This is a genomic window from Pectobacterium brasiliense (assembly GCF_016950255.1).
GTDB lineage: Bacteria > Pseudomonadota > Gammaproteobacteria > Enterobacterales > Enterobacteriaceae > Pectobacterium > Pectobacterium brasiliense.
Genome location: NZ_JACGFN010000001.1, coordinates 1,579,523 through 1,595,451 on the forward strand (window position 1 = coordinate 1,579,523; position 15,929 = coordinate 1,595,451).

Below are 15,929 nucleotides of genomic sequence, written 5' to 3' on the forward strand. Positions count from 1 at the left end.
GCATGAACTTATCCAAACACGACGCCGCGCGCGCGTGTCTGGCGATGTTGCTGTGGCTGCCTGCCGTCGTCTTTGCGGCAGATCTGAGTCTTGAACAGGCCTTACAGGCGGCGGAGCGTTATTCCGCTGACCTGTCGGCCAATCAACACCAGATTAATGCGCTCCAGAACATGGCCGACTCTGCTACGCAACTTCCCGATCCGAAGTTGAAATTTGGCGTCGAGAATTTGCCATTAGGCGGCAACAACGGTAGTCGACTCACGCGCGAAGGAATGACGATGCAGCGTATCGGCGTCATGCAAACTTATGTCAGCAGCCGTAAGCGCGATAGCAAGGCGCAGGCTATTCGGGTTGAAGCCGATGCGTTGCAAAGTAACAGCGCAAGCATTCGTGCCCGCCTGCAACGGGAAACGGCACAGGCATGGCTGGATCTGGCGCTCTCCCAAAAGGCGTTGACCGAAGTGACCGCGCTGGTCAACGAAAGCCAGCGGCAGATCGCCTCACAAAAAGCGAGTGTGGCTGCGGGCAGTGAAGCCAGTAGTGTTCTGGATGCCCGCCTGACGCTGGCGGCCATGCAGGACAGACTGGCCGATGCCGAGCGAGATACCCGCATCGCGCACACCCGACTGGTGCAGCTTACCGGCATGCCGGATATCAACGTGCACGGTGAACTGCCTCGCTTTGAACGGCTACCCGCCTCACCGGAGGTACTAGGCGACGCCATTCATCAACATCCAGAAATGCAACAGGCGCAGCGTGAAGCTGAACTGGCTCAGGCTCGCTCCGCACAGTCAGCCGTTGCCGCCATCCCCAATGTCGATGTTGAAGTCTATTACGCGAAGCGCGGAGATGATTACGACGACATGGCAGGCATGATGGTGACGGTCGATCTGCCGCTGTTCACATCCAAACGTCAGGATAAGGACTACGCCGCAGACGTATCACGCAGCATGGAAGCGCGCGACAAAGTCTTGCTCACCGAACGAGAACATCAGGCGCAGCTCGATACGCTGATTGCTAAATATCAAGCGGCACAGTCACGCTGGCAGCGTCAGCACAACGACGTTCTTCCGCTGCAACAGCAGCGCATCAAACTGATTCAGGCTCAGTATCAATCCGGCAGCAGTAACCTCTCTGCCGTACTGGATGCCCGCCGAGCGCTGCTCGAAAGCCGGATCGCCGTTCAGGATACCGCACGGGAGATGGCCCAATATTGGGCTGCCATCCGCTATCTGACGCCACAAGGAAACCCTACGCGATGAGCAAAACAGTCACAAGCAAATCTCTGATATTTAGCCTGATGACGCTGGCTATCCTCAGCGCAGGTGGCGTGGGCTATCTGGTGGGTAAACAGCCAACGCCACAGTCTTCTTCCGCCGCAGCGTCAGCACGTACCGTCCTCTATTGGTACGATCCGATGGTGCCGGATAAACGCTTCGATAAACCAGGGAAATCGCCTTTTATGGATATGGAACTGGTGCCCCGCTACGCCGATGAAGCGCAGGATGACGGTGGTATCACCGTCAGCGCACGCCAGCAGCAAAACCTCGGTGTTCGCACGGCGCGCGCTGAAATGCGCGAACTTTCCAGTAGTAGCACGGGTTACGGTACCGTCACGCTCAACGAACGCGGATTCCACTCGCTGGTGGCACCCAGCGGCGGCATTGTCGAAAAGCTCACCGTCAGTGCGCTACAACAGCAGGTGAAGAAAGGCGAAACGCTGGCGACATTGTGGAACCCGGCATGGGCGGCGGCGCAGCGCGAATATCTGGCGGTACGGCAGTTGGGCGACGACATGCTGACTCAATCGGCTCGCCAGCGGCTAGCACTGCTCTTCATGCCGGAAGCGATTATTCGGCAGGTCGAGCGTAGCGGTAAGCCGCAGGATAGGATCGCGATTACCGCGCCGGAAGACGGCTACGTGAATAAGCTAGAGGTGCGGCAAGGCATGCAGTTAAGCCCAGCGCAGCCTCTCTTTGAGCTTGCCAGCCTGAATCCAGTGTGGGTGGATGTCGATTACCCCGAATCGCAAACCGCGCAGCTCACTCTCGGCAGCGACATCATCGCGACAAGCAACGGCTGGCCGGGTAAAACCTTCCACGGCAAGATCAGCGAACTGCTGCCCGTATTAGATAGCGCCACACGTACGTTAAAAGCCCGCGTGGTGCTGGATAACCCGCAACAGCAGCTTAAACCCGGTATGTACCTGACCGTGCAGCTCTCTCAGCCGCAGGCACAGCCGCGTCTGGCGATCCCACAGGAAGCGCTATTGGTCAGCGGTAGCCAAAACCGGGTCTTACTGAGTGATGGCACTGGTCATTTTACCCCACGTAACGTCACAGTGGGCGCGTCGCTCGGCGACTGGGTCGAAATCCTCAATGGACTGAAGGCAGGTGACAACGTGGTCACTTCCGGTCAGTTCCTGATTGATTCCGAAGCCAGCCTGCGCAGCGCCCTACCGCAGTTTGATGCGGAAAAGTCGACAGCCCCAGAAACGTCGGCTGCGCCCGTTGGCTATCACACTCAGGGAGTCATCAGGGCGATAAACGGCAATCAGGCCACCATCGAACACGAAGCGGTTCCGGCACTCAACTGGTCGCCGATGACGATGGATTTCACGCTACCACCGTCAGGGCTACCGCAGGGAATGGGAATCGGCAGTACCGTGCGTTTCCAGTTCAACATGGACGACAGCGGGATTCACGTCCTGAACTTTTTACCCGCTGACGATCCGCATGCCAGCCATGGAGGCCATCCATGATTGCCTACATCATTCGCTGGTCGCTCAAAAACCGTCTTCTGGTTTTACTGGCAGCGCTATTCATGGCTGCGTGGGGCCTGCTATCGCTACAAAAAACGCCGCTGGATGCTCTGCCCGATTTATCGGACGTACAGGTCATCATTCGCGTCAGCTATCCGGGAAAAGCACCACAGGTGGTGGAAAATCAGGTGACCTACCCGCTGACCACAACCATGCTTTCCGTTCCGGGGGCCAAGACGGTACGGGGCTTCTCCATGTTCGGCGATGCCTACGTTTATGTACTGTTTGAAGATGGCACCGACCCTTACTGGGCGCGTTCTCGCGTGCTGGAATATCTCAGCCAAGTGCAATCCAGCCTGCCAGCCGACGCCAAGACTTCACTCGGCCCGGATGCCACTGGTGTCGGCTGGATTTACGAATATGCGCTGGTGGATCGCAGCGGCAAATACAGTCTGGCCGACCTGCGTGGCTTTCAGGATTGGCTGCTGAAATATGAGTTGAAAACGGTGCCTGATGTGGCGGAAGTCGCCAGCGTGGGCGGCATGGTCAAACAGTATCAGATCGTCGTCGACCCGGAACGCATGCGGACACTGGGCATCACCCACCAGCAGATCGTCAGTGCCGTAAAGGCTGCCAATCAGGAAAACGGCGGTTCCGTGCTGGAATTAGGCGAAGCAGAGTACATGGTGCGCACCACTGGTTACCTGAAAAGTATGCAGGATTTTAACCACGTGGTGATTACTACCCGCAATGGCATTCCCGTGCTGTTGCAGGATGTGGCTACGCTCAGAGAAGGGCCGGAGATGCGGCGCGGCATCGCCGAGTTGAATGGCGAAGGTGAAGTGGCCGGCGGCATCATCGTCCTGCGCTATGGCAAGAATGCGCTGAATACGCTGCATGCTGTCAAAGCACGGTTACAGGAAATACAGAAAAGCCTGCCCGCGGGTGTAGAGATCGTCCCAACCTACGATCGTTCGCAGTTGATTGAACATGCCATCGATACGCTTAGCTTCAAGCTGCTGGAAGAGTTTGTCGTCGTAGCGATTATCTGCGCCCTGTTTCTGTTTCACTTCCGCTCGGCGCTGGTGGCGATCATCAGTCTGCCGCTGGGGATTCTGGGGGCGTTTATCATCATGCGCTATCAGGGTGTGAACGCCAACATCATGTCGCTGGGCGGTATTGCGATTGCCATCGGCGCGATGGTAGATGCCGCGATTGTGATGATAGAAAACATGCATAAAGTCATTGAGCAGTGGCGGCATGAGAATCCTGGGAAACAGCCGCAGAATAACGAGTGGTGGCAGTTAGCGGAGCGGGCTGCGGTAGAGGTCGGGCCTGCGCTATTTTGCAGCCTGCTAATCATTACGCTGTCGTTTGTGCCCGTGTTCTCACTGGAGGCGCAGGAAGGCCGCATGTTTTCACCGCTGGCCTTCACCAAAACCTATGCCATGGCCGTCGCCGCCGGATTAGGGATTACGCTGGTGCCGGTATTAATGGGATATTTCGTTCGCGGCAAGATACCGGACGAACAGGCGAACCCGATTAACCGCTGGCTGATTGCAGCCTATCACCCGGTGCTGCAAAAGGTGCTGAGCTATCCGAAGACCACGCTGCTGGTCTCCGGCCTGCTGTTGCTGTTGACGCTCTTTCCACTCAGCCGTCTGGGAAGCGAATTCATGCCGCCGCTGGATGAAGGCGATCTGCTGTATATGCCTTCCACTCTGCCCGGTATCTCCGCGCGAGAAGCGGGTCGTCTGCTGCAACAAACGGACCGGCTGATTAAAACCGTGCCCGAAGTCGAATCGGTTTTCGGCAAAGCAGGCCGTGCCGAAACGGCCACCGACCCCGCCCCGCTCACCATGCTGGAAAGTACGATTCGGCTGAAACCGCGCAACCAGTGGCGCGAAGGCATGACCATGGACAAGCTGGTGGCCGAGTTGGATCGTACCGTCAGCCTGCCGGGTATCGTCAATGTGTGGGTGCCACCGATTCGCAATCGGCTGGACATGCTGGCCACCGGCATCAAAAGCCCAGTGGGTATTAAGGTTAACGGCAATAATCTGGCAGACATCGAACGCACCGCCGCACAAATAGAGCAGGTGGTGAAGCAGGTTCCGGGCGTGACGTCTGCACTGGCGGAACGGCTGGCGGGCGGGCGCTATATCGATATTGATATCGACCGGCAACGCGCTGCGCGCTACGGTGTGTCCGTCGAGGAACTTCAGTCGGTGGTTTCTACACTCATCGGCGGGCAAAATATCGGCGAAACGATTGAAGGTCGCCAGCGTTATCCCATCAATATCCGCTACCCGCGTGAATTACGCGATTCACTGCAAAAATTGCGTGATCTGCCCATCGTGACGGCAAATGGCAGCAGAGTGATGCTGGCAGAGCTGGCTGATATTCGCGTCAGCGAAGGGCCACCAATGCTGAAAAGTGAAAACAGTCGCCTGTCGGACTGGATCTACGTCGATCTCCGCGGCCGCGATCTGAAATCCGCCGTTGAAGACATGCAGCAGGCCGTTACCCAGCAGGTCACGCTGCCGGAAGGCGTTTCACTGAGCTGGTCCGGTCAGTTTGAGTATCTGGAACGCGCTACCGAGAAAATGAAAGTCGTCGTGCCTTTTACGCTGCTGATCATTTTTGTGCTGCTGTATGTCACCTTCAACCGCATCAAAGATGCATTGCTGATCATGGCAACCTTACCTTTCGCGCTGATTGGCGGCGTCTGGCTGCTCTATATCCTTGGCTATAATCTTTCTGTAGCCGGTGCTGTGGGCTTTATTGCACTGGCGGGCGTGTCGGCGGAATTCGGCGTCATCATGCTGCTCTACCTCAATCATGCGGTAGAGAAACACCGCGTGGCGGGCCAGGCGCTGTCACGCCAGCAGTTGATGGATGCCATCCACGAAGGGGCGGTTCTGCGCGTACGGCCAAAAATGATGACCGTCGCAACGATTATGGCAGGGCTGCTTCCCATCATGTGGGGTGGCGGCAGCGGATCCGAAATCATGCAGCGGATTGCCGCACCGATGATCGGCGGGATGGTGAGCGCTCCTCTGCTGTCGATGCTGGTGATCCCTGCGGTCTATCTGTTATTGCACAAGGGGGATTCCGGTTTGCTGAAACGGTAAAGCCAGAGCGTGATTTTACGCAAATAACCTGCGGATAAATCACGCTTGCCCTCGACTATCGATTGCCGATAACCGTTCTCCACCCCTATAATGAAATTAGTTATCACAGAAATCTTAGGATAGGAAGGAGTTTAGCTATGGCTGTAACTAAGCTGGTACTGGTAAGACACGGTGAGAGCCAGTGGAACAACGAAAACCGCTTCACAGGCTGGTACGATGTCGATCTATCCGACAAAGGCCGTTCAGAAGCCAAAGCCGCAGGTCAGCTGCTGAAAGACGAAGGTTTTGCCTTTGATTTCGCTTATACCTCCGTGCTGAAACGTGCCATTCACACACTGTGGAATATACTGGACGAGCTGGATCAAGCCTGGTTGCCAGTTGAGAAATGCTGGAAACTGAATGAGCGTCACTACGGTGCGTTGCAGGGTCTGAACAAAGCCGAAACCGCTGAGAAATACGGTGATGAGCAGGTTAAACAATGGCGTCGTGGTTTTGCAATTACGCCTCCAGAGTTAACGCGTGATGACGAACGTTTCCCGGGCCACGATCCGCGTTACGCTTCTCTGAGCGACAAAGAGCTGCCACTGACTGAAAGCCTGGCGCTGACCATCGACCGTGTTGTGCCTTACTGGAACGAAACTATCCTGCCACGCGTCAAAAGCGGTGAGCGTGTGATCGTTGCGGCTCACGGTAACTCACTGCGTGCGCTGGTGAAATATCTGGATAACCTGGGCGAAGACGAAATTCTGGAACTGAATATCCCAACTGGCGTGCCGTTGGTTTATGAGTTCGACGAGAACTTCAAGCCAATCAAACGTTACTATCTGGGCAACGCAGACGAAATCGCTGCAAAAGCTGCCGCAGTAGCGAATCAGGGTAAAGCGAAGTAATTTACCCCTGAATGAGAAAAACCCGGCCTGTGCCGGGTTTTTTTATGGCGCATAATTCAACGTGTTTCCTGACAAACTATCGCCAACGACGTTGAAAAACGTCCCCTACGTTTTTATAGCGTGCCAGGTAGCACGCTATTCGATATTACTTGTTACGGCGTTCGCGTACAGCAGACGCTAACTGACGCAGCAGGGATTCAGTGTCTTCCCAGCCAATGCAGGCATCGGTCACACTGCGACCATAAACCAGCGGCTCACCGCTTTCCAGATTCTGGTTGCCTTCGACCAGATGGCTTTCCACCATCACGCCCATAATCGCTTTGTCGCCCTGAGCGATCTGCCCACTGACGTCAGTACAGACATCCATCTGCTTTTTGAACTGCTTGCTGCTGTTCGCATGGCTGAAATCGATCATGACCTGTGGTGTCAGACCCGCTTTTTCCAGACCGATCTTCACATCTTTCACATGCTCAGCGCTGTAGTTCGGCGTTTTACCGCCACGCAGAATGATGTGGCAATCATTGTTACCGCTGGTGTTCACGATAGCCGAGTGGCCCCATTTGGTCACAGACAGGAAGCAGTGTGGCGCGCTGGCGGCGTTGATCGCGTCAATCGCGACCTTGATCGTCCCGTCGGTGCCGTTTTTAAAGCCGACAGGGCATGACAGGCCGGATGCCAGTTCACGATGTACCTGAGATTCCGTCGTACGTGCGCCGATAGCACCCCAGCTCATCAAATCCGCTAGGTATTGCGGGGTGATCATATCCAGAAACTCACCCGCTGCTGGCAAACCGATATCGTTAATTTCCAGCAGCAGCTGACGTGCAATGCGTAAACCGTCATTGATCTGGAAGCTGTTATCCATGCGCGGATCGTTGATCAACCCTTTCCAGCCAATCGTGGTGCGTGGTTTTTCAAAATAAACCCGCATAACCACTTCCAGATCGTCGCTCAGCTCGTTACGCAGCGTCAGCAGACGCGCGGCATACTCTTTTGCTGCTTTCGTGTCGTGGATCGAGCAAGGACCAATGACCACCAGCAGGCGGTCGTCATTGCCGTTAAGAATTTTATGGATGGCAGTACGCGCGAACGATACCGTTTCTGCTGCCTTCTCCGTGGCTGGAAACTTTTCTAGCAAAGCAACCGGCGGCAAAAGTTCATTAATCTCTTTAATTCTTAAATCATCATTTTGGTAATTCATAAATAAATCCATCGGTTCCGAAACGGTATGTTAGTCCCATCCAATACGCGCCATCCCGCCTATACGGGTAGCATGAGAAGCGGGATGTTTCATATTGAAGATTGGTTATTATATGTCAAGCTGGTGTTGTCAGGGCGCTGAAATCAGCGGAATTTACGCGATCAAATGCTCTCAGATGCCGCATCCGTCCTATTTTCATCAGAAAATAGCTCAACTGACCGATCGGGTGAATGACAGAATAGGTTTTCTCTGTGGGTTTCAGTAAAGTGGGATAAAACCGCAACTCAGGGTGATCTATGGCACATAATCACAGCCACACGGAATCCGGCAACAGTAAACGTCTGCTGGCCGCGTTTATCATTACCGCCACGTTTATGGTGGCAGAAGTCATTGGTGGTCTGCTGTCCGGCTCCCTCGCGCTGCTGGCAGATGCAGGCCATATGTTGACGGACGCCGCCGCGCTGTTCGTCGCGCTTGTCGCCGTACGTTTCGCACAGCGTAAGCCCAATGCGCGCCATACCTTTGGCTATTTGCGACTCACGACCCTCGCCGCCTTTGTGAACGCGCTGACGCTGATACTGATTACTGCCTTCATCTTCTGGGAAGCCATTCAGCGCTTCTATGATCCCCAGCCCGTTGCCGGTGTGCCTATGCTGCTTGTCGCTGTTGCCGGTTTGGTGGCAAATATCGTGGCATTTTGGCTGCTACACCACGGCAGTAAAGAGAAAAATATTAACGTCCGCGCGGCAGCCCTGCATGTGCTGGGCGATCTACTTGGATCCGTTGGTGCGATTGCCGCAGCCATTATCATTCTTTATACCAACTGGACGCCTATCGACCCGATTCTTTCTATTTTGGTGTCATGTCTGGTGCTGCGTAGTGCGTGGGCGTTATTGAAAGAGAGTATTCACGAGTTGCTGGAAGGTACGCCCGGACAACTTAGCGTTGAGGTTCTACAGAAAGATCTGACGCTGAATATTCCCGAAGTCAGAAACATCCATCATGTCCATTTATGGCAGGTTGGCGAAAAACCGATGATGACGCTGCATGCACAGGTGGTTCCACCTCACGATCACGATGCGCTGTTAAGACGGATTCAGGAATATTTACTGAAGCATTACCAGATTGAACACGCGACGGTTCAGATGGAATATCAACGCTGTGATGATGACCACTGCTCTTTTCATCAGGAAAGCCATCATTCGGCTATTCATTATGGTGAAAAGTATGATGCAGAAGGCCACCACCACAAGCATTAAATTTGACTACACGCCGTGTGAAACCGCGCTGGCGCGGTTTTCCTGCGCGCTCTTAATCCACAGCCAAGAGCCGTTCAGCGCAATCAGCGTCAGGATGGCGTACTCTACCGCCATCGCATACACGCCCTGATAAGCAAAAATCACCACGCTTATCACATCAATCACCACCCACAACAGCCAGTTCTCGACGTATTTACGCGTCATCAGAATCATCGCCACGATCGACAGCACCATCATGGTGGAATCCCAGAATGGGAACGCATCTGGCTGGAGAGTCGGCATCTGTACAGACAGCCCTAACCCCTGCATACCGGAAACAGCGATGCGCGTCAGCACTGCAAACACCGCGTCAATATAGAACGTCATCAAGCCAATCGCGACAACACACGCCACCGACCAGCCAATCAGTTTCTGCACTGGCAGCCAGCGGATACGTAACTCCACTTCCTGCGAATCCGTCTTACGCGTCCAGGCATACCAGCCATAAATATTGGCGGCAAAGAAGAAGATTTGCAGTAACAGGCTGGCGTAAAGCTGAATCTGGAAAAAGATCACGGCAAACAACGTGACGTTAATCAACCCAAACAGATAGTTGATGGTTTTTTCCTGACTCGCGAACCAGATACACAGCAGGCCAAACAGCGTACCAATCGCCTCAATCCAGGAAAGATCGTATCCCCCTTCCCCCAAAGGGATATGAATTAAAATATTGCTGGTACTAAAAAAATCCATCTCATCACCCTGTCTCAATTATTGTAAAAAGTCTCTATGACGATGCCCAAGATCTCCGTCAGGCATTCCCTTTCACACGCAATTTTAGCGAAGCCGCAAAATCCAGCATGCGATTCAGCGGGATTAACGCGCCTTCTCGCAGGGCTGCATCAACATGAATCTCATGAGCATCACCGCCTTGCTCCAGACCATTAGCAATCGCTTCCAGTCCATTCATCGCCATCCACGGACAATGGGCGCAGCTGCGACAGGTAGCGCCTTCACCCGCTGTCGGCGCTTCCAGTAATGTTTTCTCTGGGCAAGCCTGCTGCATCTTGTAGAAAATACCGCGATCGGTCGCCACAATCAGTTCGCGCTGTGGCAGCGTTCCCGCCGCCTGAATCAACTGGCTAGTTGACCCCACGGCATCAGCCATCTCTACCACACTCTGTGGCGATTCTGGATGGACCAAAATTGCCGCATCGGGGTACAAAATCTTCATGCGCTTCAATGCCTGCGTTTTAAATTCGTCATGCACAATGCACGCACCCTGCCAGCATAGTACATCCGCCCCTGTCTGCTTTTGTACATAGCTTCCCAGATGGCGATCCGGTGCCCAGATAATCTTTTCTCCCAGGCTATCCAGATGCTCGATCAATTCCACCGCGATGCTGGATGTCACCACCCAATCCGCACGTGCTTTCACTGCCGCGGAGGTATTGGCATACACCACCACCGTTCGGTCCGGGTGCGCATCGCAAAAACGGCTGAACTCATCGACGGGACAACCGAGATCGAGCGAGCATTCTGCTTCCAGCGTGGGCATCAGAATCGTCTTTTCCGGGTTGAGTATCTTGGCGGTCTCTCCCATAAAGCGGACACCTGCCACCAGCAGCGTTGATGCCTTATGGGTGCTGCCGAAGCGCGCCATTTCCAGCGAGTCCGCTACACAGCCGCCCGTTTCTTCCGCCAGCGCCTGAATTTCAGGATCGGTATAATAGTGCGCGACCATGACAGCATTTCTTTCCCGCAGCAGCGTTTTTATCCTGCTACGATAGTGCTGTTTTGCATCAGCCGATAAGGGTCTGGGCTTCGGCGGAAAGGGATAAATGGTCTCATTGCTATCAAAAAGGATACTCATTATAAATTTCCACGATGACAACTCGGGTTGTAACATCAGATACTCATTAATCATCAGCACTGAAGTTTTTTATCCTAAACAAAATACCGAAATACTGCCCTGAAGTCGCGGTGTTTTTTCAATAAAACCCTCAAATTTGTTTACTATGCTTAAAAACGTGAGATGAAATGCGTAAGTGGCATGACTTGTAGAAAGTAGAAAAGAGACAAGGAGAGAAATGGCATGGCCAGCCTCTATATCAGAATCTATCGCAATACCCTGACCGTCAGAAACGTGGACACGAAACAAGAGGTGACAGAGCAATCAGAAACGCCTTTTACCACCACACGCTTACTACTCGGACAGATGATTCCGGCGATGAAGCTATTGGCTCGACTCACGCGTAAAGTGGCATCCAAACGATTAATCGATCTGTTCGCCTCACACAAGGTCATCATCCATGCCATGGAGATGAATGAAGGTGGACACAGCCAGGTCGAGTTTGCCAGCTACATCGAGCTAGCCAAGAGCATCAGCCCGCAAGGAAAGCATATTTATGTCTGTAGCAAAAGCGTGCCGCTTACCGATCAGGAAGTGACACAAATCTTTAGCGGCGACATGCCTTTGATCGTCAGCCGCTAATCAGATGCTGCGCTTTAGGCGAAGAAGCGATGCCAGTACAGAGAGATAGGAATAACCAGAACCAATGCAGGCAGGAAATTAACCACCGCAAATGATTTGATCTGCGCGATCCTCAGCCCTACTGCAATCATGATAATGCCGCCACAGGCAGAAAAATCACCCATCGTGATATCTGTCATAAAGGGCATAATCAATTTGGCGGAGAAGAACAGCAGCGTCTGGACAATAATTTGCGGTATCGCAATCGACATCACAGCAAGGCCAAGCGTGATGGAGAAAATCAGCGCGGTGAAAATATCCAAAGCAGATTTGATGATTAGCAGTTGATAATCGCCGGTTAGTCCTTCCGTCAACGCACCAACCACACCGGTCCCACTAGCACAAAACAGGACGATTAACGCGGTAAAGTTCTGAGTGTAGACATCCTGCGGCAAGCGGTGCTCCTGTGCAGGCAGCACGCGGTTTAATCCTTTCTGAATCATCATACCAGCCCACTGCACACCGGATTCCATACGTAGCAGCTCGCCTAACGCCACACCAATCACGATAGCCAGCGCCACCGCAGGCAACTGCTGGACTTTAACAACCAGCGTGATTCCCATTGCAATCGACACCATCGCAAACGCTGGCGGAAGGCCATCTTGCAAACGCTGAGGGATAAAACGACGTAAAGCAATACCCAGCCCGCTACCAATCAAGATAGCGGCACCATTAATCAACGGACCAATCATATATCTTCCTAAACAGGGCTACACGCGCTTCCCTGTGGCAATGACTCCATCCCTGCTCGATAGGATTAAAAAACAGTTCCTGACGGGTTATATAGTCCATAGAGAGGGGGAAAAACCTAATATACCGCAAAGCCTTACCGAGTAGGGAATGATGATGGGTTTTATCTCATCGATACGGTGTACACGATCGTTGTATCAACGTGGATTTATGCGAGGAAGGAATGCTACTGCTGAAAGGCGAGTCGTACAGGACACTCGGCTTTCGGGGTCAACGCTAACGCGTTGCTGTCACGCTTCGTTCGGCTCGAACCTGAGCGCAGGTTCTCACCTACACGACACGTGCGATATATGACTTAAAATGAATTTATTCGAGAAAGGAATGCTACTACTGAAATGGTGGGTCGTGCAGGATTCGAACCTGCGACCAATTGATTAAAAGTCAACTGCTCTACCGACTGAGCTAACGACCCGCAATGCGGAACTGCTTTGATACATACTAAAACTACATTTGAAATTGGTGGGTCGTGCAGGATTCGAACCTGCGACCAATTGATTAAAAGTCAACTGCTCTACCGACTGAGCTAACGACCCAATTTCATGCTGCTTTAGCGTTTTGCTATTTGCCTTGGCAACGGCGGCACATATTACTGATTTAAATTTTCGGCGCAACCTATTTTCTTAAAAAACTGTTTGATTGCCTACTCTTAAGACGTTTAGGCACAAAAACCGCTCATGATGCGCAATTTTTGTGCCAATTAAGACGGGGTTACGATCCGGCTAAACGCTTTTGCGCCTGCTTTGCACTTTCCGTATTGGGGTACATTTTTACAACCTGCTGGTAAACGGCCTTGGCTTTATCTGCCTGACCTTTTTCCTGCATGATCACCCCAACCTTCAGCAAGGCTTCAGAACTTTTTGGTGACTTGGGATAATTTTTAACAACGTTGGCGAAATAGTACGCCGCATCGTCCTTTTTCCCCTTGTTGTAATTCAACTGACCAAGCCAATAGTTAGCATTAGGTTGATACGTTGAATCGGGGTACTTCTTGACGAATGCCTGAAATGCGCTGATAGCCTGATCGTACTGTTTTTTCTCCAGCACGAGCGCGACTGCTGCATTGTAATCAGTATTTGCATCCCCTGTACTGGCCGGTGCCGCCGTATTGGCAGCACCGGTATCAGTCCCCGCCGCAGCAGCTGGCGTGCCATCTGTCGTCGGTGTAGAAGGTGATTGCGAACTTAATCCATCAATCTGCTGATAGATCTGTTTCTGCCGTTCAACAACCTGATTCAACTGATACTGACTTTCCTGAATCTGCCCACGGAGGCTATCAATATCACGCTGATTATCAGAGAGCTGCTGTTGAAGTTGGGTTAAAAGCTGACTGTGAGCGTTAGAAATACGCTCCAATTGAGTGACGCGGTCTTCGACCGAGCCTGAGCCGACATTACTGATTGGCGCTTGGGCAGTAGCGGCCCAAGGGACCGCTACGCCAACCAGTAACGACAGACCCAACAGGTGACGTCTGAAGTTACTGCTCATGCGATTCTCTTAATATACCAGAACGGCACGACGGTTTTTGGCATAAGCCGCTTCGTCATGGCCGAGAACAGCTGGTTTCTCTTTACCGTAAGAAACGATAGAGATCTGATCGGAAGAAACGCCTTTACCTTGCAGGTACATTTGTACCGCGTTGGCACGACGCTCACCCAGAGCGATGTTGTATTCTGGCGTACCGCGTTCGTCCGCGTGACCTTCGATAGTCACTTTGTAAGACGGGTTGCTACGCAGGAATGCAGCGTGTGCGTCCAGCATCTGAGCGAATTCAGAGCTCACATCGTACTTGTCCAGACCGAAGTAAACGATGTTGTTGCGCTGTAATTCTTGCATCTGCAAACGAGCTTGCTCAGAAGAAGACATGTTGCCGCCGTCCATCATGCCGTTGTTACCAGCAGTACCCATGGAAGATTGGTCATTGTCCGCATTCTTGTTGGAGCTACAAGCGGCCACTGCCAGTACCGGCAGAGCCAACATCAGGCCTTTCAGCACTTTATTGAATTGCATTTCTTATGTCCTTTGACGAGTTTATTGTACATATCTGTACTTATAGATACGGCGACCAGGCAGGGAATTTAACCTGTCCATCAGTAGCCGGAAGACGCGCTTTGAAACGTCCATCTGTCGAAACCAACTGTAGCACTGAACCCAGCCCTTGTTTGGAACTGTAGATCACCATCGTGCCATTCGGTGCGATACTTGGCGTTTCGTCCAGGAACGTGTCCGTTAATACTTGTACGGCACCCGTTACCAGATCCAGTTTGGAAATATGCTGAGCCCCACCATTCGAGCTCACCGTTACCAAAAATTTCCCGTCGGCGCTCACATCGGAGTCCTGATTCTGAGAACCTTCCCAGGTCAGACGCTGTGGCGCGCCGCCGTTAGCATTCACTTTATAAACTTGCGGACGACCAGCCTGGTCTGAAGTATAGGCCAAGGTCTGACTGTCTGGGAACCAGGTTGGTTCCGTGTTATTGCTGCGACCATCGGTCACCTGGCTGATTTGCCCCGATCCCAGATTCATCACATACAGATTCAGGCTACCGCTCTTAGACAGTGCGAACGCCAACTTGCTGCCATCAGGAGAGAAAGAAGGTGCACCGTTGTGACGCGGGAAGGAGGCAACCTGACGGATTGCACCATTTGCCAGCGTCTGAATAACCAACGCAGAACGACCACTTTCAAACGTTACATAGGCGAGCTTGCTGCCGTCTGCGGACCAGGCCGGAGACATCAGCGGCTGTGGTGAGCGGTGAACCACAAACTGGTTGTAACCATCGTAGTCGGCAACACGCAGTTCATAAGGGAACTGACCACCGTTCGTCTGAACAACGTAAGCGATACGGGTACGGAACGCACCTTTGATACCACTCAGTTTTTCAAACACTTCATCACTGGCGGTGTGCGCAGCATAGCGTAACCACTGTTTGGTCACTTTGAACTGGTTCTGCGCTAATACGTTACCAGGGTTACCGGAAGTATCAACGAGCTGGTAAGAAACCAGATAGCTGCCATCAGCACTCGGTTGAACCTGACCAACAACAACCGCATCGATGCCCAGCGCCGTCCATGCAGCAGGCGTCACTTCGGATGCTGTTGCAGGTTGCTGAGGCATACGGTTTGCGTCGATCGGGTTGAATTTGCCACTGTTACGTAAGTCAGCACCCACGATGCCGCCGACGTCTTCAGGCGCAGCACCCGGACCCGCCCATTTGAACGGAACCACGCCGATAGGACGTGCAGAGTCTACCCCTTGGGTAATCTCTATACGTACTTCCGCGTGAACAACCGCAGTCCACAGCATTAAAAAGCTTAATGCAACTTTCAGTACTTGCTTCATCTCATCTCCCTTATCCAGACGCGAAGTCTACGATAAATTAGCAGAATTTTAACAAAAACAAACCAATGTCAACAAAACAACA

General features: G+C 52.8%; 13 protein-coding genes, 2 tRNA genes and 1 other RNA gene. 6 read left to right on the plus strand and 10 right to left on the minus strand.

The window, feature by feature from the left end; genetic code table 11:
• Positions 1-2: 2 nt before the first annotated feature.
• From H4F65_RS06955 to gpmA, 4 genes are all read left to right on the plus strand, one after another.
• Entirely contained in the window at positions 3-1,262 is a 1,260-nt protein-coding gene (locus H4F65_RS06955) for a TolC family protein (RefSeq protein ID WP_010285320.1), read from the plus strand.
• A complete protein-coding gene (locus H4F65_RS06960; RefSeq protein WP_010285319.1) occupies positions 1,259-2,761 on the plus strand; it encodes an efflux RND transporter periplasmic adaptor subunit in 1,503 nt (500 codons plus the stop codon). Before H4F65_RS06955 ends, H4F65_RS06960 begins: the two co-directional genes overlap by 4 nt.
• Positions 2,758-5,895 carry an efflux RND transporter permease subunit gene (locus H4F65_RS06965; protein ID WP_010285318.1) on the plus strand — a complete coding sequence of 1,046 codons (3,138 nt, stop codon included), beginning with the start codon at positions 2,758-2,760 and terminating at the stop codon, positions 5,893-5,895. The genes H4F65_RS06960 and H4F65_RS06965 overlap by 4 nt, the downstream gene beginning before the upstream one ends.
• 137 nt (positions 5,896-6,032) lie before the next feature.
• On the plus strand, positions 6,033-6,785 hold the full coding sequence (gpmA, locus tag H4F65_RS06970) for a 2,3-diphosphoglycerate-dependent phosphoglycerate mutase (RefSeq protein ID WP_010285317.1): 753 nt from the start codon (positions 6,033-6,035) through the stop codon (positions 6,783-6,785).
• A gap of 145 nt (positions 6,786-6,930) precedes the next feature.
• On the opposite strand, the gene aroG is transcribed toward gpmA, so the two are convergent.
• Positions 6,931-7,986, minus strand: a complete 1,056-nt coding sequence (gene aroG, locus H4F65_RS06975; protein WP_010285316.1) for a 3-deoxy-7-phosphoheptulonate synthase AroG — start codon at positions 7,984-7,986, stop codon at positions 6,931-6,933.
• Positions 7,987-8,282: 296 nt separating this feature from the next.
• Here aroG and zitB point away from each other — a divergent pair, with 296 nt between their 5' ends.
• Complete coding sequence (zitB, locus tag H4F65_RS06980; RefSeq protein ID WP_010285315.1) at positions 8,283-9,245, plus strand: CDF family zinc transporter ZitB; 963 nt, start codon at positions 8,283-8,285, stop codon at positions 9,243-9,245.
• Between the two features lie 6 nt (positions 9,246-9,251).
• On the opposite strand, the gene pnuC is transcribed toward zitB, so the two are convergent.
• Both pnuC and nadA read right to left on the minus strand, forming a co-directional pair.
• Complete coding sequence (gene pnuC, locus H4F65_RS06985) at positions 9,252-9,977, minus strand: nicotinamide riboside transporter PnuC (RefSeq protein ID WP_010285314.1); 726 nt, start codon at positions 9,975-9,977, stop codon at positions 9,252-9,254.
• Positions 9,978-10,035: 58 nt separating this feature from the next.
• Positions 10,036-11,097: a quinolinate synthase NadA gene (nadA, locus tag H4F65_RS06990; protein ID WP_010285313.1), complete on the minus strand. Its 1,062-nt coding sequence runs from the start codon at positions 11,095-11,097 to the stop codon at positions 10,036-10,038.
• A gap of 222 nt (positions 11,098-11,319) precedes the next feature.
• On the opposite strand from nadA, the gene H4F65_RS06995 reads away from it, so the two are divergent.
• Positions 11,320-11,718, plus strand: coding sequence for a YjaA family stress response protein (locus tag H4F65_RS06995; RefSeq protein WP_010285312.1), 399 nt, complete (start codon positions 11,320-11,322; stop codon positions 11,716-11,718).
• 14 nt (positions 11,719-11,732) lie between these two features.
• Here H4F65_RS06995 and H4F65_RS07000 read toward each other — a convergent pair whose 3' ends face one another.
• The 7 genes from H4F65_RS07000 to tolB form a co-directional block, all read right to left on the minus strand.
• Positions 11,733-12,449: a DUF554 domain-containing protein gene (locus tag H4F65_RS07000; RefSeq protein ID WP_010285311.1), complete on the minus strand. Its 717-nt coding sequence runs from the start codon at positions 12,447-12,449 to the stop codon at positions 11,733-11,735.
• 235 nt (positions 12,450-12,684) lie between these two features.
• Positions 12,685-12,797: non-coding RNA, RtT sRNA (locus tag H4F65_RS07005), on the minus strand.
• A gap of 46 nt (positions 12,798-12,843) precedes the next feature.
• Positions 12,844-12,919: transfer RNA gene (locus H4F65_RS07010), tRNA-Lys, on the minus strand.
• A 45-nt stretch (positions 12,920-12,964) separates the two neighbouring features.
• Positions 12,965-13,040: transfer RNA gene (locus H4F65_RS07015), tRNA-Lys, on the minus strand.
• Positions 13,041-13,215: 175 nt separating this feature from the next.
• Complete coding sequence (gene cpoB / locus H4F65_RS07020) at positions 13,216-13,992, minus strand: cell division protein CpoB (protein ID WP_010285310.1); 777 nt, start codon at positions 13,990-13,992, stop codon at positions 13,216-13,218.
• Between the two features lie 9 nt (positions 13,993-14,001).
• A complete protein-coding gene (gene pal / locus H4F65_RS07025) occupies positions 14,002-14,514 on the minus strand; it encodes a peptidoglycan-associated lipoprotein Pal (RefSeq protein WP_010285309.1) in 513 nt (170 codons plus the stop codon).
• 40 nt (positions 14,515-14,554) lie between these two features.
• Entirely contained in the window at positions 14,555-15,847 is a 1,293-nt protein-coding gene (gene tolB, locus H4F65_RS07030; RefSeq protein WP_010285308.1) for a Tol-Pal system beta propeller repeat protein TolB, read from the minus strand.
• Between the last annotated feature and the right edge of the window lie 82 nt (positions 15,848-15,929).